The sequence below is a fragment of the Isoptericola chiayiensis genome (genome assembly GCF_013149805.1).
Classification (GTDB): domain Bacteria; phylum Actinomycetota; class Actinomycetes; order Actinomycetales; family Cellulomonadaceae; genus Isoptericola; species Isoptericola chiayiensis.
This window is the reverse complement of sequence record NZ_JABEZT010000007.1, coordinates 135,554-153,187: the sequence shown is the minus strand read 5'-3', so window position 1 is coordinate 153,187 and position 17,634 is coordinate 135,554. Positions and strand designations below refer to the sequence as shown.

At 72.5% G+C, this 17,634-nt stretch carries 18 protein-coding genes and 1 pseudogene; 15 read left to right on the top strand and 4 right to left on the bottom strand.

Annotated features, from left to right (window positions below; translation table 11 throughout):
* Positions 1–48: 48 nt before the first annotated feature.
* Together rplQ and HDG68_RS17150 are read left to right on the top strand one after the other, a co-directional pair.
* Positions 49–564, top strand: a complete 516-nt coding sequence (gene rplQ / locus HDG68_RS13205; RefSeq protein ID WP_172152822.1) for a 50S ribosomal protein L17 — start codon at positions 49–51, stop codon at positions 562–564.
* A 39-nt stretch (positions 565–603) separates the two neighbouring features.
* Positions 604–1,308: pseudogene (locus HDG68_RS17150) on the top strand (alpha/beta fold hydrolase); the annotation flags it as partial.
* 44 nt (positions 1,309–1,352) lie between these two features.
* Here the strand turns inward: HDG68_RS17150 and HDG68_RS17145 are convergent.
* The gene (locus HDG68_RS17145; RefSeq protein WP_343037576.1) at positions 1,353–2,111 is read right to left on the bottom strand and encodes an ROK family protein; all 759 of its coding nucleotides are present in this window, start codon (positions 2,109–2,111) and stop codon (positions 1,353–1,355) included.
* Between the two features lie 28 nt (positions 2,112–2,139).
* Here HDG68_RS17145 and truA point away from each other — a divergent pair, with 28 nt between their 5' ends.
* Entirely contained in the window at positions 2,140–3,063 is a 924-nt protein-coding gene (gene truA, locus HDG68_RS13190) for a tRNA pseudouridine(38-40) synthase TruA (protein WP_343037575.1), read from the top strand.
* Positions 3,064–3,131: 68 nt separating this feature from the next.
* Here truA and HDG68_RS13185 read toward each other — a convergent pair whose 3' ends face one another.
* Positions 3,132–3,545 (bottom strand): DUF5709 domain-containing protein, encoded by a 414-nt coding sequence (locus tag HDG68_RS13185; RefSeq protein ID WP_172152819.1) that lies wholly within the window; start codon positions 3,543–3,545, stop codon positions 3,132–3,134.
* Between the two features lie 264 nt (positions 3,546–3,809).
* Between HDG68_RS13185 and rplM the strand changes: the two genes are divergently transcribed.
* The 5 genes from rplM (at position 3,810) to HDG68_RS13160 (ending at position 7,886) form a co-directional block, all read left to right on the top strand.
* Positions 3,810–4,259: a 50S ribosomal protein L13 gene (gene rplM / locus HDG68_RS13180; protein WP_172152818.1), complete on the top strand. Its 450-nt coding sequence runs from the start codon at positions 3,810–3,812 to the stop codon at positions 4,257–4,259.
* A gap of 32 nt (positions 4,260–4,291) precedes the next feature.
* The gene (gene rpsI, locus HDG68_RS13175) at positions 4,292–4,780 is read left to right on the top strand and encodes a 30S ribosomal protein S9 (RefSeq protein WP_172152817.1); all 489 of its coding nucleotides are present in this window, start codon (positions 4,292–4,294) and stop codon (positions 4,778–4,780) included.
* 153 nt (positions 4,781–4,933) lie between these two features.
* Entirely contained in the window at positions 4,934–6,292 is a 1,359-nt protein-coding gene (gene glmM / locus HDG68_RS13170) for a phosphoglucosamine mutase (RefSeq protein ID WP_172152816.1), read from the top strand.
* Positions 6,289–6,972, top strand: a complete 684-nt coding sequence (locus tag HDG68_RS13165) for a peptide deformylase (protein ID WP_172152814.1) — start codon at positions 6,289–6,291, stop codon at positions 6,970–6,972. The genes glmM and HDG68_RS13165 overlap by 4 nt, the downstream gene beginning before the upstream one ends.
* Positions 6,973–7,196: 224 nt before the next feature.
* Complete coding sequence (locus HDG68_RS13160; RefSeq protein WP_343037574.1) at positions 7,197–7,886, top strand: DedA family protein; 690 nt, start codon at positions 7,197–7,199, stop codon at positions 7,884–7,886.
* On the opposite strand, the gene coaA is transcribed toward HDG68_RS13160, so the two are convergent.
* Positions 7,872–8,831 (bottom strand): type I pantothenate kinase, encoded by a 960-nt coding sequence (coaA, locus tag HDG68_RS13155; protein ID WP_216648434.1) that lies wholly within the window; start codon positions 8,829–8,831, stop codon positions 7,872–7,874. The two genes, HDG68_RS13160 and coaA, sit on opposite strands and share 15 nt — an antisense overlap.
* Before the next feature lie 149 nt (positions 8,832–8,980).
* On the opposite strand from coaA, the gene glmS reads away from it, so the two are divergent.
* Both glmS and HDG68_RS13145 read left to right on the top strand, forming a co-directional pair.
* Positions 8,981–10,876, top strand: a complete 1,896-nt coding sequence (gene glmS / locus HDG68_RS13150; protein ID WP_172152810.1) for a glutamine--fructose-6-phosphate transaminase (isomerizing) — start codon at positions 8,981–8,983, stop codon at positions 10,874–10,876.
* A gap of 10 nt (positions 10,877–10,886) precedes the next feature.
* The gene (locus HDG68_RS13145; protein ID WP_172152808.1) at positions 10,887–11,237 is read left to right on the top strand and encodes a holo-ACP synthase; all 351 of its coding nucleotides are present in this window, start codon (positions 10,887–10,889) and stop codon (positions 11,235–11,237) included.
* 99 nt (positions 11,238–11,336) lie between these two features.
* Here HDG68_RS13145 and HDG68_RS13140 read toward each other — a convergent pair whose 3' ends face one another.
* Positions 11,337–12,140: an IclR family transcriptional regulator gene (locus HDG68_RS13140; RefSeq protein WP_172152806.1), complete on the bottom strand. Its 804-nt coding sequence runs from the start codon at positions 12,138–12,140 to the stop codon at positions 11,337–11,339.
* A 167-nt stretch (positions 12,141–12,307) separates the two neighbouring features.
* Here HDG68_RS13140 and kduI point away from each other — a divergent pair, with 167 nt between their 5' ends.
* The 5 genes from kduI to HDG68_RS13115 all read left to right on the top strand — a co-directional run bounded on the left by kduI (position 12,308) and on the right by HDG68_RS13115 (position 17,632).
* Positions 12,308–13,126, top strand: a complete 819-nt coding sequence (gene kduI, locus HDG68_RS13135) for a 5-dehydro-4-deoxy-D-glucuronate isomerase (protein ID WP_343037573.1) — start codon at positions 12,308–12,310, stop codon at positions 13,124–13,126.
* Positions 13,123–13,902: a 2-dehydro-3-deoxy-D-gluconate 5-dehydrogenase KduD gene (kduD, locus tag HDG68_RS13130; RefSeq protein ID WP_172152804.1), complete on the top strand. Its 780-nt coding sequence runs from the start codon at positions 13,123–13,125 to the stop codon at positions 13,900–13,902. The genes kduI and kduD overlap by 4 nt, the downstream gene beginning before the upstream one ends.
* A gap of 69 nt (positions 13,903–13,971) precedes the next feature.
* Positions 13,972–15,063: a sugar ABC transporter substrate-binding protein gene (locus HDG68_RS13125; protein WP_172152802.1), complete on the top strand. Its 1,092-nt coding sequence runs from the start codon at positions 13,972–13,974 to the stop codon at positions 15,061–15,063.
* Positions 15,060–16,073 (top strand): ABC transporter permease, encoded by a 1,014-nt coding sequence (locus HDG68_RS13120; protein ID WP_343037572.1) that lies wholly within the window; start codon positions 15,060–15,062, stop codon positions 16,071–16,073. The genes HDG68_RS13125 and HDG68_RS13120 overlap by 4 nt, the downstream gene beginning before the upstream one ends.
* A 2-nt stretch (positions 16,074–16,075) precedes the next feature.
* The gene (locus tag HDG68_RS13115) at positions 16,076–17,632 is read left to right on the top strand and encodes a sugar ABC transporter ATP-binding protein (RefSeq protein ID WP_172152800.1); all 1,557 of its coding nucleotides are present in this window, start codon (positions 16,076–16,078) and stop codon (positions 17,630–17,632) included.
* Positions 17,633–17,634: the final 2 nt, after the last annotated feature.

The following is a 17,634-nucleotide window of genomic DNA, read 5'->3' as shown; positions in this document are numbered from 1 at the left end:
ACATGACGGGGCCGCGCGGTGCGGAACCACCCTCAAGGAGAACCAGAAATGCCTACCCCCACCAAGGGTCCGCGGCTCGGTGGCAGCCCGGCTCACGAGCGCCTGATCCTCGCGAACCTGTCGACGGCGCTGTTCGAGCACGGCCGGATCACCACGACCGAGACCAAGGCCAAGCGGCTGCGTCCGGTCGCCGAGCGCCTGATCACGTTCGCCAAGCGCGGCGACCTGCACGCCCGTCGTCGGGTGCTGCGCGTCGTGCGTGACCAGTCGGTCGTGCACACGCTGTTCACGGAGATCGCTCCGTCGATGGCCGAGCGCGACGGCGGCTACACGCGCATCACGAAGGTCGGCAACCGCAAGGGCGACAACGCCCCGATGGCCGTCATCGAGCTGGTGACCGAGCCGGTCAGCCCCAAGCAGGGCGTCGTCAAGGAGGCCACCCAGGCCGCCGAGAAGGCGTCGAAGCCCGAGGCCGAGAAGCCCGCCGAGGAGACCCCGGCGGAGGAGACCCCGGCCGCCGAGACGACCGAGGCCGAGTCGACCGAGGAGAAGAAGGAGGACTGAGTCCCCTTCCGCTCCGGACGTCACGAGGGCCCCGCACCGATGGTGCGGGGCCCTCGTCGTCCCTACGGTGAACTCATGCTCCCGGTGGTGCTGCTGCACGGTTCGCGGACGTCGGCCACGATGTGGCGCCGGCAGGTCGACGCCCTGCACGCGGCCGGCGCGACCGTCGTCGCGCCCGACCTGCCCGGTCACGGGTCCCGGCGGGACGTGCCGTTCGGGCTGGACGACGCCGTGGCCACCGTGGGCGACGCCGTCGACTCCGTGGGGGGTCGGGCCCTCGTGGTCGGGCTGTCGCTCGGCGGGTACGTCGGCATCGAGCACCGTGCCCGCCGGCCGGAGCAGTGCGCCGGGCTCGTCGCCGCCTCGTGCTGCACGAGCCCGGACACGCCTCTGCGTGCGGCCTGGCTGCACCTGGCGCGGTGGATCGAGCGCTGGCCGGACAGCGGGGCGTGGCTCAACGACACGTTCGTGCGCGGCATGCTCGACGACGCCTCGGTGCGCGACCTGGCGGCCGGGGGGTTCGCCCTGGACGCCATGGGCGACGTGCTCGTCGAGGTGGGCGCTCTGGACACCCGGCGTGCGCTCGCCGCCGCCGACAGCCCGGTGCGGCTCGTGAACGGCCAGTGGGACCACTTCCGGGGGCACGAGCGCTCCATGCTGGCCGCGGCCCGCTCCTCGGGGGCGGACGCCCGCCTGGTGATCGTGCCGCGGGCGCGCCACCTGGTGAGCCTGGACGCGCCGGTCGCGTTCAGCCGGGCCGTGCTGGAGGCCCACGCGGCGTGCGCCACCTACGGCCGCGGCAGGTCCCACGCGCGCACCCCGCCGACGAGCGCGGCGGAGTTCGGCACCACGACGACGTCGTCGCCCAGCCGGGCGAGCGCCGTCGCGGTCAGGCGCCGCGAGTTGCCGCCGCCGACGTAGAGCCGGTCCCACCAGAACACCGGCCGCAGGCCGTCGACGACGGTCACGACGCGCCGCGACCAGAGCCCGTCGCCGAGCCGGCGACGTTCCGGCTCGCCCAGGTACGCGTCGTAGGAGGTGTTGCGGCGCACGGGCGCACGCGACCACTCCAGGTGCGGGGCGAGCCTTCCGCCGTCGAACAGCGCGGCACCCAGGCCAGTGCCGAGCGTCAGCACCAGCTCCACCCCGGAGCCGGAGGCGACGCCGGCGCCGTGCACCTCGGCGTCGTTGAGGACCAGCGCGGGGACCCCGAGCCGGTCGCGGAGCGCGGCCTGCACGTCGGCGTTGCGCCACCGACCGACGAGGTCGGGGTCGACGCGGGTGCGAGGGCCGGCCCGGGTCACGTAGTGCGGGGTGTGCACGACGACGCCGTGGCGCACCATCCCCGGCATGCCGAGGGTGACGCGGTCGGCGGCCGGGAGCCCGGCGGCGATCCCGGCGACGGTGTCGACGAGCAGCTCGGGCGGCAGCGGATACGGGGTCGGGACGCGGACGGGCGCGGCGTGCGCGGTCCCTGCGCCGTCCAGCACGTTGGCCTTGATGCCGCTGCCGCCGCAGTCCACGGAGAGTGTCAGAGGTCCGGTCACCGGTCCATCATCCGGGCACAATGGGCGGGTGAGCACGACGACAGCCACCCCGACGTCCGACGACGGTGCCGTCCGCGTGCGCCTGGACCTCGCGTACGCGGGCACGCACTTCGCCGGCTGGGCGGCCCAGCCCCGGCTGCGCACCGTGCAGGGCGTGCTCGAGGACGCGCTGGCGACCATCCTGCGCTGCGAGCCGCTCGGACTGCCCCGGCCGCGGCTGACGGTGGCGGGACGCACCGACGCCGGCGTGCACGCCCGGGGCCAGGTGGCGCACGTCGACGTGCCCAGGTCTCGCTGGGAGGTGCTGCCGGGGCGGTCGGACCGCACCCCCGGGCGGGCCCTGGTGGACCGGCTCTCCGGCGTCCTGCCGACCGACGTCGTCGTGCACCGTGCCGAGGCGGCGCCGGACGGGTTCGACGCCCGGTTCTCCGCGGCGGCGCGCACCTACCGCTACCGGATCGCCGACGACCACGCGCTGCGCGACCCGCTGCGGCGCGAGGCGGTGCTGTGGCACCGCCGTCGGCTGGACGTGGCCGCGATGGACGCCGGATCCCGGCCGCTGGTGGGCCTGCACGACTTCGCCGCCTACTGCCGGCCCCGGGAGGGGGCCACGACGATCCGCGAGCTGACCCGGTTCACGTGGTCGCGTCCGGACGCCGGGCCGGACGCCGGGCTGGTGGTCGCCGAGGTGGTGGCCGACGCGTTCTGCCACTCGATGGTGCGGGCGCTGGTCGGGATGTCCCTGGCCGTGGGGGAGGGGCGCCGCGGCGGCGACGAGCCGGACCGCGTGCTCGCCGGCCGCGACCGGTCGGCGGCGGCCGCCGTCGCGCCGGCGCACGGGCTGACCCTGGAGCGGGTCGACTACCCGCCGGACGACGAGCTCGCGTCGCGTGCCGAGCGGATCCGTGCGCGGCGGTCGCCGGAGGAGGTCGACCCGCGGCCGGTGAGGTAGGCGCGGTCGCCTACCTCGCTGGAAGACTGCCTACCTCGCGGGAGAGTTGCCTACCTCGTGGGGTCGGGTCAGGGTTCCTCGACCCAGTGGACGGCGGCCTCCTCGGCGGTGGCTCCGGCCCCGTCGATCCCGGCGTCGGTGCCGTACAGGTCGTTGGACCGTTCGCCGTCGGCGTTCGGGTCGGCGTCGGGGTCCGACACGAGGCGCCCCGCGCGGGTGGTGTCCACGCGTTCGGCGCGCTCGTCGGCCCAGGTGTCGGGGACCTCGTCCGCGAGACGGCGGTCGAGCGGCTCCCCGACGGACTCCTCCCAGGCGGTCTCGCCCCAGTGGTTGGGCCGCGGGCGCTCCGGCGGGGAGTACCCCTCGTCCAACGGGTCGCGGATGCCGCGGTCGACCAGCGTGTCCTCGTGGGGCAGCTGGTCGTTGTCGCCCTCGGCCACGCCCTCGGGGTCCGGTCGTGTCGCTGAGGTGTCCTCGCTCATGCCTCCACGGTGCACCCGTGGGGGCAGGTTCGCACCTGCGAGCCGGCGCCCGACGGGCGTGACCGACGTCGCTTTGACCACCTCGAAAGCACCGCGCTAGACTGACCAGTCGTTGTGCTATGCCTCCGGCGTCCGGCGTCGTCAGCGTTCCCACCGCCAGACGACGCACGGCCAGGACGCCACCGGAGCACCCGCGCACAACACCTGACTCATCGGGCGCCGCTTCTCGCCCGACGACACCGAACACGAAAAGGTGACGCAACCGTGCGTACTTACACCCCGAAGCCCGGCGACGTCCAGCCGACGTGGCACGTCGTCGACGCGACCGACGTCGTCCTCGGACGCCTGGCCAGCCAGGTCGCCCAGCTCCTGCGCGGGAAGCACAAGCCGACCTTCGCCCCGCACGTCGACTCCGGTGACTTCGTCATCGTCGTCAACGCGGAGAAGGTCGCGCTCTCCGGCAACAAGCACGAGGACAAGCGGGCCTACCGTCACTCCGGCTACCCGGGTGGTCTTCGCTCCGTCTCGTACGGCGAGCTGCTCGAGAAGAACCCGGAGCAGGCCGTGGAGAAGGCCGTTCGCGGCATGCTCCCCAAGAACAAGCTCGGGCGCCAGCAGCTCACCAAGCTGAAGGTCTACCGTGGCGCGGAGCACCCGCACACGGCGCAGCAGCCCCAGCCGTTCGAGATCACCCAGCTTTCGCAGCAGGCCTGAGCCGCTGCCCGATGCCGAGCGAAGGAACCACCGTGGCTGACACCACCGTCGACACCGAGCTGGACGAGAACACGCCCAGCAACTACACCACCGAGACCGCCGCCCCCGTGGCGAACAGCGGTCAGTCCATCACCGCTCCCGGCCAGGCCCTGGGCCGCCGCAAGGAGGCCGTGGCGCGCGTGCGCCTCGTCCCCGGGACCGGGCAGTGGAAGATCAACGGTCGCACCCTCGAGGAGTACTTCCCGAACAAGGTGCACCAGCAGCTCGTCAACGACCCGCTGAAGCTGGTCGAGGTCGAGGGGCGTTTCGACGTCATCGCCCGCATCGCGGGTGGCGGCCCCTCCGGTCAGGCCGGTGCGCTGCGCCTGGGCATCGCCCGCGCGCTCGACCAGATCGACCGTGAGGCGAACCGCCCGGCCCTGAAGAAGGCCGGCTTCCTCACGCGCGACGACCGTGCCGTGGAGAGCAAGAAGGCCGGTCTCAAGAAGGCCCGCAAGGCTCCGCAGTACTCGAAGCGCTGATCGAGGCTTCACCGCACGGCCCCGTCGGCTCCTGCCGGCGGGGCCGTCCCCGTGCGCGGGCACGTCCGCCGTGGCCGTGGCGCCGAGGACCGGTCCCGAGCGCCGCCGCGGCGCACTACGATCGAGCGAGTGTCACCGAGGAAGGACGAGGCGATGGGACGACTGTTCGGCACGGACGGTGTTCGTGGACTGGCCAACCGTGACGTGACGGTCGAGCTCGCGCTCGACCTCGGCAGCGCCGCGGCGCAGGTGCTCGGTGCGCGCACCGACACGTCGCACCGGCCCAAGGCGGTGGTCGGTCGCGACCCGCGCGCCTCCGGGGAGTTCCTGTCCGCGGCCGTCGCCGCCGGGCTGGCGAGCTCCGGCGTGGACGTGGTCGACCTCGGCGTGCTGCCCACGCCCGCGCTCGCGCACCTCGTCAGCGCGATGCACGCGGACATTGGCGTCATGATCTCCGCCTCGCACAACGCCATGCCGGACAACGGCATCAAGTTCTTCGCCCGGGGCGGGCTCAAGCTCGACGACCGCCTCGAGGACGAGATCGAGGCCAACCTCGGCGCGGCGCGCGAGCGTCCCGTGGGGGCCGCCGTCGGGCGGATGCGCACCGACACGGGCATCGCCGCCCAGCAGTACGTCCAGCACCTGACCCGCAGCATCGGCGCGACGCCGGACCACCGGCCGCTGGACGGCCTGCGGATCGCGGTGGACGCCGCGAACGGCGCCGCGAGCCAGGTCGGTCCGGAGGCACTGCGCGAGGCCGGCGCCGACGTCGTCGTCATCAACGCCAGCCCGGACGGACGCAACATCAACGAGAAGGCCGGGTCCACCCACCCGGAGCAGCTGCAGGCCGTCGTCGTCGCCGCCGAGGCCGACTTCGGCGTCGCGTTCGACGGCGACGCCGACCGGTGTCTCGCCGTCGACCACGGGGGAGTCCTCGTCGACGGCGACCAGATCCTCGGAATCCTCGCCAAGTCGCTGCGGGACGAGGACCGCCTCCCGGGCGACACGCTCGTCGTCACCGTGATGAGCAACCTCGGGCTGCTGCTCGCCATGAAGGACGCCGGCATCGCCACGCTGCAGACGGCGGTCGGCGACCGGTACGTCCTGGAGGAGATGCGTTCGGGCGGGTACGGCCTCGGTGGCGAGCAGTCGGGACACATCATCCTCGCCGAGCACGCCACCACGGGCGACGGCGTGCTGACGGCCCTGCACCTGGCCGCACGGGTGAAGGCGTCGGGTCGCCGCCTGGCCGACCTCGCCACCGAGATCCCGCGCCTGCCGCAGACGCTCGTCAACGTCAAGGGCGTCGACAAGGCGCGCACGGACGACGCCGACCTGGTCCGGGCCGTCGAGCACGCCGAGTCGCTGCTCGGGGAGACCGGGCGGGTGCTGCTGCGGCCGTCCGGCACCGAGCCGGTGGTGCGCGTCATGGTCGAGGCGTCCTCGCAGACGCAGGCCGACGGCGTGGCCGAGACGCTCGCCGCCGTCGTGCGGGAGCGGCTCGCCCTGTGAGCGACGGCCGTGCCTGGCCCGACGAGCCCGACGCGGACCTCGTCGAGGCGGTGGCCGGACTGCTCGACGCCGCCTTCGCGCGGGAGGGCCGGCCCGGCGTCCTGCCGATCGTGCAGGCCGGCGATCCCGTGCTGCGCCGGGTCGCGACCCCGTACACCGGACAGCTCGGCGCACAGCTGCCGCGGCTCGTCGAGGCGATGCGCCGCACCATGCTCGACGCCCCCGGCGTCGGGCTCGCCGCACCGCAGGTCGGCATCCCCCTGGCCGTCGCGGTGTGCGCGGACCCCGGCGTGCCCGGCGACTCCCGCGAGCGCGAGCCGCTGCCCTTCCGGGTCCTGGTCAACCCCCGCTACGAGCCGGTGCACGACGGCGGCACCCCGGACCGTGCGGCGCACTACGAGGGGTGCCTCTCGGTCGACGGCTGGCAGGCCGTCGTCGCCCGGCCCCGCAGCGTCCGCCTGACCGGCCAGGACGAGCACGGTGCCGCGTTCGACGAGGTGCTGCACGGCTGGCCCGCGCGCATCGTCCAGCACGAGACCGACCACCTGGCCGGCCGGCTGTACCTCGACCGCGCCGAGCCGCGGTCGCTCACCTCCCACGAGAACCTGGCCCGGTTCGGGGCGCCCGACGCCGCCGCGGAGCGCGCCGCCGTCGAGCTCGGTTTCCCGCTGCCCACCTGACGCCGCGGCGAGGCGGGCCGCCCCGGCCCGCGACGGGCCGTCGAGCGGCGCCGTGGTGCCGCCGTCGTGCCCCGACTGTGAAACGCTCGTGAACGTTCGCCGTTCAGGGGACACCCCGGGACATCCCCGATGCGCGGCGGTCCGCGGGCCCCCTACGCTGGTGCACGGCACCGCCCGGTGCCGCCCACCGCCGGGACCGTCCCGGCTGACGAACGAGGGACCGCGTGCCGGCCATCACCGCCTTTCTGCAGCAGCTCGAGGACGTGATCCTCGAGATGGCCGCGTCGCTGTGGATCTACCCGGCGATGTTCGCCTCGGCCTTCATCGACGGGTTCTTCCCGCCGGTCCCCAGCGAGTCGGTGCTCGTCACCCTGGTCATCTCCTCGCAGTCCACGGGTCAGCCGCTGTGGTGGCTGATCATCCCGATCGCGGGCATCGGCGCCTGGTTGGGTGACAACCTCGCCTACGTGCTCGGACGACGGGTGGGCACGGACCGGATCGGGCTCCTGCGCTCGCGGCGGGGCCGCAAGGCCGTCGCGTGGGCACGGCGGGCGCTCGCCCGGCGCGGAGCGGTCTTCATCATCGCCGCCCGCTACATCCCCGTGGGCCGCGTCGCCGTGAACATGACCGCCGGTGCCGTCGGCTACCCGCAGCGCCGGTTCATGACGTTCTCCGCCATCGCCGCCGTGCTCTGGTGCACCTACTCGGCGCTGATCGGTGTCGCTGCGGCCGAGGTGCTCGGGCACGACCCGCTGCTCGCCATGGTGGTCGGCGTCGTCGGCGGCGGTCTGCTCGGGCTCCTCGTCGACCGGGTCGTCCAGCTCTTCACGCCGCGCGAGGAGGTGCTCGAGGAGATGCGCGAGCAGGCCCCGCTGCCCGACGAGCAGCCGGTGGAGTCCTCAGAGCTTGCGTAGCCGCAGGCGCTGGACGGCGTGGTCGGTGCCCTTGGTCATGACCAGGGTGGCGCGACCGCGGGTCGGCAGCACGTTCTGCTCCAGGTTGACCGCGTTGATCGACTCCCAGATGCTCAGGGCGCGTTCGGTCGCCTGGGCGTCCGACAGCTCGGCGTAGCGGCGGAAGTACGACTCCGGCCGGCTGAACGCCGTGCGCCGCAGCTTGAGGAACCGGTCCACGTACCACTGCCGGATCGTGCGGGTGCGGGCGTCGACGTAGATCGAGAAGTCGAAGAAGTCGCTGACCGCCACCGTGGACTCGTCGATCGAGGAGTACCGCGCCGGCTGCAGCACGTTCAGGCCCTCGACGATCAGCACGTCCGGGCGGTGCACCACGGTGTGCTCGTCCGGGACGATGTCGTAGGTGACGTGGGAGTAGACGGGTGCCCGCACCTCGCTCTGCCCGGCCTTGACGCGGGACAGGAAGCGGATGAGCGCGCGGCGGTCGTACGACTCGGGGAAGCCCTTGCGGGACATGAGGCCGCGGCGCTCCAGCTCCGCGTTCGGGTACAGGAACCCGTCGGTGGTGATGAGCTCCACGTGCGGCGTCTCCGGCCACCGGGCCAGCATCTCGCGCAGGACGCGCGCCGTCGTCGACTTGCCCACCGCGACGGACCCCGCCACGCCGATGACGTACGGGGTGCGCGGCGGGTCCTCGCCCAGGAACGTCGACGTCGCGCGGTGCAGCCCTGACGTCGCGGTCACGTACAGGTTGAGCAGCCGCGACAGCGGACGGTAGACGGCGTCGACCTCCGCGAGGTCGATCGGGTCGCCCAGGCCGCGGAGCCGGTCGACGTCGGCGTCCGTGAGGGGCAGCGGCGTCTGCTCCGACAGCCGGCTCCACGTCGCCCGGTCGAAGTCCACGTAAGGCGAGACCGGGGCGAACCGGGACAGGTGCTCGCTCAGGGGGTGCGGCGGCGCAGGGTCGCCGGCAGCGGGTGCGGGCGTGCTCGCGGAGGTCACCTGGTCGATTCTGCCCGAGCGGGGCGGGTCCGTGACAAACCGGCGGCCCGCGACGGCCCGGGGCCCGTGGCGCGCTGGGTAGACTCCGGCTCATGTGTGGCATCGTCGGATACGCCGGTACGTCCCTGCTCGCCGGGGACGACGCCGCGGCGTCGGGCGCCTCGGCGCGCCCCCTGGAGGTGGCCCTCGGCGGGCTGAAGCGGCTCGAGTACCGGGGGTACGACTCCGCGGGCGTCGCGCTGGTGGGACCCGGCAGCCCCACGGCCGCCTTCGCCAAGAAGGCCGGAAAGCTCGAGAACCTCGTCGCCGCGGTGGCGGAGCAGCCGCTGCCCGACGCGACCGCCGCCGTCGGGCACACCCGGTGGGCGACGCACGGCGGACCGACCGACGTCAACGCCCACCCGCACCTGGCCGACGAGGGCCGGCTCGCCGTCATCCACAACGGCATCATCGAGAACTTCAGCGAGCTGCGCGGGTCCCTGGAACGAGACGGCGTCTCGTTCCTGTCGGACACCGACACCGAGGTGGCCGCCCAGCTCCTCGCCCGTGAGTACCGGACCGCCGGTGACCTCACCGCCGCGATGGCCGCCACGGCCCGGCAGCTCGAGGGCACCTTCACCCTGCTCGCGGTCCACGCCGACGCGCCCGAGACCGTCGTCGGCGCGCGCCACGACTCGCCGCTGGTGGTCGGACTGGGGGAGGGGGAGAACTTCCTGGGGTCCGACGTCGCCGCGTTCGTCGCCCACACCAAGGAGGCGCTGGAGCTCGCGCAGGACCAGATCGTCACCATCACCCCGACGTCGGTCGAGGTGTCCGACTTCGCCGGCAACCCCGCCGAGGGCAAGCGGTTCACCGTGGACTGGGACGCCGCCGCCGCCGAGAAGGGCGGCTTCGACTCCTTCATGGACAAGGAGATCCACGACCAGCCGCACGCCGTCGCCGACACGCTGCTCGGCCGCACCGACTCCTCGGGGCGGATCATCCTCGACAACCTGCGCATCGACGAGTCCGTGCTGCGCAGCGTCGACAAGATCATCGTGATCGCCTGCGGGACCGCCGCCTACGCGGGGCACGTCGCCAAGTACGCCATCGAGCACTGGTGCCGCATCCCCGTGGAGGTCGAGCTCGCGCACGAGTTCCGCTACCGCGACCCGATCGTCGACGAGCGCACCCTCGTGGTCGCCATCTCCCAGTCCGGCGAGACCATGGACACCCTCATGGCGGTGCGCCACGCCCGTGAGCAGGGCGCCAAGGTGCTCGCCATCGTCAACACCAACGGCTCCACGATCCCGCGCGAGTCCGACGCCGTGTTGTACACGCACGCCGGACCGGAGATCGCCGTCGCCTCCACCAAGGCGTTCCTCGCGCAGATCACCGCCGCGTACATCCTCGGGCTGTACCTGGCGCAGCTGCGCGGCAACAAGTTCCCGGACGAGGTCGCCCAGCTCTTCGACGAGCTGCGCGACATGTCCCGCAAGGTGCAGACCGTCATCGAGCGCGGCGAGTACGTGCGCGCCACGGCCCGCTCGATGCAGGCCGCCGACAAGGTGCTGTTCCTCGGACGCCACGTCGGGTATCCCGTCGCGATGGAGGGGGCGCTCAAGCTCAAGGAGCTCGCCTACATCCACGCCGAGGGCTTCGCCGCCGGCGAGCTCAAGCACGGCCCCATCGCGCTGATCGACGAGGGCCAGCCGGTGTTCGTCGTCGTGCCCTCCCCGCGGGGCCGCGACCAGCTGCACTCCAAGGTGGTCTCCAACATCCAGGAGATCCGGGCGCGCGGCGCCCGCACGCTCGTGATCGCCGAGGACGGCGACGACGTGGTGCGCCAGTACGCCGACGAGATCTTCTGGATCCCGCAGGCGCCCTCGCTGCTCCAGCCGCTGCTCGCCGTCGTACCGCTGCAGATCTTCGCGATGGCGCTCGCCGGAGCCAAGGGCCTCGACGTGGACCAGCCCCGCAACCTGGCCAAGTCCGTCACCGTCGAGTAGAGGCTCCGTCGTGATCATCGGGGTGGGGATCGACGTCGTGGACGTCGAGAGGTTCATGGCGACCCTCGACCGCACGCCCCGGCTGCGGGAGAAGCTGTTCACGGAGGCCGAGCGGGACCTGCCGGCGTCGTCGCTGGCGGCCCGGTTCGCGGCGAAGGAAGCCATCGCCAAGGCGCTCGGCGCGCCCGGGAACATGCACTGGCACGACGCGACCGTGCACCGGATCGTCGGCGGGCCCCCGCAGGTTGAGCTGCGCGGCTCGGTGCAGGCGCGGGCGGACGAGCTCGGGGTGCGGCACTGGCACCTGTCGATCTCTCACGACGCCGGGATCTCCTCGGCGATGGTGGTCGCCGAAGGCTGACCCGGAGCGAGCGTGCGAGTGCAGGGTCGGCTCGACCGAGGATGCGAGTGCAGGGTCGGCTCGACCGGGGGTACCGAGGGCTGACCCGGAGCGCGACGCTCAGATCCCCGTCCGGCGCGTGGAGGCGTGCTCGAGGCGTGCCTTGACGCTCAGCAGGGTCTCGATGATGTGGTCCTCCCGACCGTCCCCGAGGCGACTGATGGGGACGGCGACGCTCATGGCGTCGACGGCGTGGGGGCCGAAGGGGAGCGCCACCCCGAAGCAGCGCACGCCGAGGCAGGACTCCTCGCTCTCGGTGGCGTAGCCCTGGTAGGCGGCGCGGTCGATGATGTCGAGGACGGCGTCCTTGTCGGTGGTGGTGTTCGGGGTGATCGCGGTGATCGACTCGGGCACGAGGTCGCGCCGCGCCTCGGTGGGCATCTCGGCCAGGAGGGCCCGGCCCAGGGAGGTGGCGTACGCCGGCAGGCGGCGTCCGACGGCGGAGTGCATCCGGAGCGGGTGCACGGACTCGCGCTTGGCGGTGTAGATGACGTCGGTGCCGTCGAGGCGTCCGAGGTGGACGGTCTCCTCCGTCGCGGCGGCGACCTCGTCGAGCACGGCGGTGGCGCGCGCGAGGACCGGGTCGCCGTCCAGGTAGGCGGAGCTGACCACGAGGGCGTTGATGCCCAGCTGGTAGATGCTGCCCGTGGGATCGGTCTGCAGCCAGCGACGGTCGACCATGGTGCGCAGGAGGGCGTGCAGGCTGCTCTTGGGGATGCTCAGGCGTTCCGAGAGCTGGAGCTGGGTCCCGGGCCCGTGGGCCGCGATCTCGTCCAGGAGATCGAGGGCGCGGGCTGCGGACTTCACCGGTCCGGCGCCGGTCGTGCCGTTCGCCTCCCGGGCGAGCTCCTGCTGGGGCTTCATGAGCGTTCTCCTTCGGTCCTGCGCCTGGTCCGGGCACCCCGGTTGCTCCAGCCTACCGCAGTTCGCATATATGGATCGGTTTCCACCCCTTGACCGACACTCGGATCGCCTCTAGTCTGAACGCAGTTCACATAGACGAACGCAGTTCATAGACGAGAGGCGCCTTCGTGATCCAGGTTCGATACTCGACATCCCCGTCCGACGCCGAGACGGCCACCACCCCGGACCTGCGCGAGGCCTTCCTCGTTCCGGACCTGTTCGTCGACGGCGAGGTCCGCGGGACCTACACCCACGACGACCGCATGGTGGTGGGAGGTGCCCTCCCCGGGACCGCCCAGCTCGACCTCCCGGCGTGGGGCGACGTCCTCGGCACGGACTCGCACCTCGAGCGGCGCGAGCTCGGTGTCATGAACATCGGCGGGGCCGGTCACGTCGTCGTGGACGGGGAGAAGTTCGAGCTCGACCACCTCGACGGCCTCTACGTGGGCCGGGGGAGCGAGGTGTCCTTCGCCGGTGACGACGCCGCCTTCTACTTCGTCTCCGCGACCGCGCACGCGACGTACCCGACCCATCTCCTCCGTCACCGCGACGTGGAGCCGGTGGCGCTCGGGTCGTCCGAGGCGGCCAACGAGCGACACCTCTTCCGGTACGCCTGGGGCCAGGAGGTGCAGACCTCGGTGCTTCAGTTCGGCGTCACCGTCGTCGCGCCGGGGTCCGTCTGGAACACCTTTCCCCCGCACCTGCACGACCGTCGGACCGAGATCTACTGCTACGTCGACCTCGACGAGCAGGACCGCGTCTTCCACCTCATGGGTCGGCCCGGAGCCACGCGCCACCTCGTGGTCCGCAACCGCGAGGCCGTCATCGCACCGCCGTGGTCCATCCACTCCGGTGCGGGCACCGGGTCGTACGCCTTCATCTGGGCGATGGCCGGCGAGAACAACTGCTACACCGACCTGGGCGTCGTCCCGGTGGAGGAGCTGTGACGACCCGCGCCGCCGACGAGGCACGCACTCCCTTCGACCTGCGCGGTCGGTGCGCGGCCGTCACGGGCGCCGGGCGCGGCCTGGGTCGTGCGGTGGCGCTCGGGCTCGCACGAGCCGGTGCGGACGTCGTCCTGCTCGGCCGGCCGGGGCGCCAGGACGAGACCCGCGCCCAGGTCGCCGCCCTCGGTGGCCGGGTGGACGTCGTCGACCTCGACGTCGCCGACCTGGACGCCGTCGAACGGACCGCCGCCACGCTCGACGACTCGCGGCAGATCGACGTCCTGGTCAACAACGCGGGGATCATCGAGCGCGAGGACAGCACCGCCGTCGCCCGCGACTCGTGGCGGCGGGTGCTCGACGTCAACCTCGACGGGCTGTTCTTCCTCACCCAGCAGCTCGGCCGTCCGATGGTGGAGCGAGGGCGCGGCAAGATCGTCAGCATCGCCAGCCTGCTGTCCTTCCAGGGCGGGCTGCGTGTCGCCTCGTACGCCGCCAGCAAGCACGCCGTGGCCGGGGTGACCAAGGCGCTGGCCAACGAGTGGGGCCCGCACGGCGTCCAGGTCAACGCCATCGCGCCCGGCTACATGGTCACCGACAACACCACGGCGCTCCGCAAGGACGCGGACCGCTCACGCTCCATCCTGGAACGCATCCCTGCCGGACGCTGGGGCACCCCCGAGGACGTCGCCGGAGCAGCGGTGTTCCTCAGCTCGCCCGCCGCCGACTACGTCAACGGCCACCTCCTGGCCGTCGACGGCGGATGGATGGCCCGCTGACCCCGGCGTCACCGTCGACGCACCACCCACCTGCCGGATCCCGGCACTCACAGAGAACGAGGACAGACAATGAAGTTCACCTCACGCCGCACCGCCGCCGTCGTCGGCGTCGCCCTCGCGGCCGCCACGCTCACCGCCTGCACCGAGGAAGCCGCCGGGGACGACACCGGCGACGCCGGTGCAGCGACCGAGAGCTGCGACCCGTCCGAGGTCACTCTCGTCGGTCAGGTGCGCAACGAGTCCAACCCGTACGAGGCCTCCTGGCTCGACGGCGGTGACGCGTTCGCCGAACAGGTCGGGCTCAGCCAGGAGCGACTCACCTACGACGGCGACTCCACCCGGCAGCAGGAGCAGATCAGCCAGCTGCTCGCCGGCGACACCGACTGTCTGGTGATGAACGTCCTGCCCAACGGTGACTCGGACACCCCGCCCATCGTCGAGGGTGCCGAGGAGGCCGGCGCCTTCCTCGTCACCCAGTGGAACAAGCCGGCCGACCTCGCGGTCACCGACTACGACTCCTGGCTCTCCCACATCACGTACGACGGCGTGGACTCCGGCAAGCAGATCGGTGACGCGCTGGCCGAGGCCATCGGCGGCTCCGGCGGGATCATCGCCCTGCAGGGCATCCTGGACACCGGTGCGGCGAAGGACCGTTTCGCCGGCCTGGAGGAGTCGCTGGCGGGCAATCCCGACGTCGAGCTGCTCGACGACCAGACCGCCAACTTCTCCCGGGCGGAGGCCCTCGACGTCACCAAGACCCTGCTCACCAAGCACGGCGAGGACGTCAAGGGCATCTGGGCGGCCAACGACGACATGGCGCTGGGCGCGCTCGAGGCGCTCGAGCAGGCCGGGCGCACGGACGTGGCCGTGGTCGGCATCGACGCGGTGCCCGACGCCCTGACGGCGATCGAGGACGGCACCATGACGGCCACCGTCTCCAGCGACGGTCCCTGGCAGGGAGGCATCGGTCTGGCCATCGGCTACTGCGTGGCCACGGGCGAGCTCGCCGTGGAGGACATCGCCGCGGAGGACCGCGCCTGGTACGCCGAGCAGTTCCTCATCGAGCAGGAGAACGTGGGCGACTTCGTCGCACCGGAGACCAGCGAGTCCGACTTCGCCTGCGACAACCTCTTCAGCCGTTCGCAGGGCGCGATCTCGTGACCACGACATCCCCCGCCGACGCCGAGGTCGTGCGAGAAGGACGCCCCCAGCCGAGGCGGGGGATGTCGTTCCGCGACACCGGGCCGCTCATCGCCCTGGTCGTCATCGTCGGGATCTTCGCCGCGCTCAGCCCGGGGTTCCGCACCCTGTCCAACGCCCAGAACATCATGGATGCCGCCGCGGTGCTCGCGGTCGTGACCTGCGGTGTCACCTTCGTGCTGATGATGGGCTCGATCGACCTGTCCACCCCCGGGATCATGGGGGCGTCCGCGATCACGGTCGCCCTCCTGGTCGCCAACAACCGCAACGACAACGAGCTCGGGCTCCTCGGGGTCGCGCTCGCGATCCTCGTGGCCGCCGGCCTCGGCTGCCTCAGCGGCCTCGCCCTGGTGCTGCTGAAGGTCCCGTCCTTCATGACCACCCTCGGCGTCTCCGCCGTGGGGCTGGGCGTGGCGACCCTGCTGTTCGCCGGCGTCCAGCCGAACATCTCCGACGGGACGCTCTCCGGCTGGGCCGTCGACCGGTTCCTCGGACTGTCGACGCTCACCTGGATCGCCGTCGCGTGCGTGCTCGTGGGCTGGATGGTGCAGCGCTACACGCGGCTCGGCCGGTACGCGTTCGCCATCGGCGGGGCCGAGGAGGTCCTGGCCCTGTCCGGCGTGAACGTCAAGCCCTACAAGGTGGCCGTCTTCACCATGGCCGGCGCCTTCTACGGGCTCGGCGGCGTGATGGTGACCAGCCAGCTCGGGGCAGGTCTCGTCCAGGCGGGACGTGGCTACGACTTCTCCGCCATCACGGCGGCCGTGGTCGGCGGCACGCTCCTCGCCGGCGGCCGGGGCGGCGTCCTCCACTCCACGGTGGGTGTCCTGCTCGTGACGGTCCTGACCAACGGGCTCGTCCTGGTCGGCGTGAGCCCCTACTGGCAGGGCGGGGTCCAGGGGCTCATCGTCGTGGCGGCCGTCGCGGCCGCGGTCATCCCGCAGCGTCGTAGGAATCAGGTGACGAAGTGACCATGAACATGCAGATCGAGCCGGAGCAGCGGGCGACGGCGCCCGTCACCGCGCTCGAGGTCCGGGGCCTGGTGAAGCACTACCCGGGTGTCAAGGCGCTCGACGGGGTCGACCTCGTCGTGCGGCAGCACGAGGTGGTGGGCCTGGCGGGGGAGAACGGCGCCGGTAAGTCCACGCTGCTCAAGGCCCTCGTCGGCCTGGTGAGGCCCGATGACGGTGAGATCTGGGTGCGGGGGGAGAAGGTGCGGCTCCGGAGCGTCGTCGACGCGGCCGATCACGGCATCGGCATGGTGTTCCAGGAGCAGTCGCTCGTCCCCAACCTCACGGTCGCCGAGAACATCGTGCTCGGCAGCGAGGGCCTGGGTGTGCGTCGTGGCGTCTACCGCTGGGACGCGATGCGGCGCCTCGCCCAGGAGCAGCTCGACAAGATCGGGTCCCGCATCGACCCGCTCGCGCGGACCGACACGCTGACCTTCGCGGACCGGCAGATGGTCGAGATCGCCAAGGTGCTCCGCATCGAGGAGCGCACGTCGCACCCGCCGGTGATCATCCTCGACGAGCCGACCTCGGTCCTCGAGTCGAAGGAGATCGACGCGCTGTTCACCCAGGTGCGGCGGTTGCGGGAGTTCGCCTCCGTCGTCTTCGTCTCGCACCGGCTCGACGAGGTGCTGGACGTCTGCGACCGGGTCGCCGTGCTGCGGGGCGGGCAGTCCGTGGGCGAGCTTCCGACGGCGGACGCCGCACCGGACCAGCTGCACCGGATGATGATCGGGTCGACCGGGTCCGACGACCACTACCACGGCGCGGCGGTCGAGCCCCCCGCCGAGCCGCGCGAGCCACGGCTCGTGGTCCGGGGGCTGTGCGGGCGGACGTTCCGCGACGTCGACCTCGACGTGCACGCCGGCGAGATCGTCGGCATCGTCGGGGTCCACGGCTCCGGCCGCGAGGACGTGTGCCGGGCGCTGTTCGGCGCCGAGCCGACGACCGCCGGCGAGGTCACCCTCGACGGCGAGGAGCTCGACCTCTCCGGGACCCGGGCGGCGTGCGCAGCCGGTGTCGGCTACGTCCCGGCGGAACGCAAGACCGAGGGCATGGTCGGGCCCATGTCGGTGGCCGACAACATGACCCTCACCAAGCAGGAGGCGCGCTGCAGCGGCCCCCTGGTGCGACCCCGCAAGCAGGCGAAGCTCGTCGACACCTGGATCCAGCGGCTCTCGATCCGTACCCCGCACCGCGGCACCCCGATCCAACGGCTGTCGGGCGGCAACCAGCAGAAGGTCGTCCTGGCGCGCTGGCTGGTGTCCGGCGACGTCCGGCTGCTGCTGCTCGACCACCCCACCCGTGGCCTCGACATCGGGGCGCGCTCCGAGGTGTACCGGCTGATGCGCGAGCTCGCGAGCAGCGGGGTCGCGACCGTCCTGCTGGCCGACAGCCTCGAGGAGGCGATCGGGATGTCCGACCGGATCGTCGTCATGAACGACGGTCGGGCGACCACCGAGGTCGACGCTCCCGTGGGGGACAAGCCGACGCCTCTCGACCTCGTCAAGGAGATGGTCTGAGC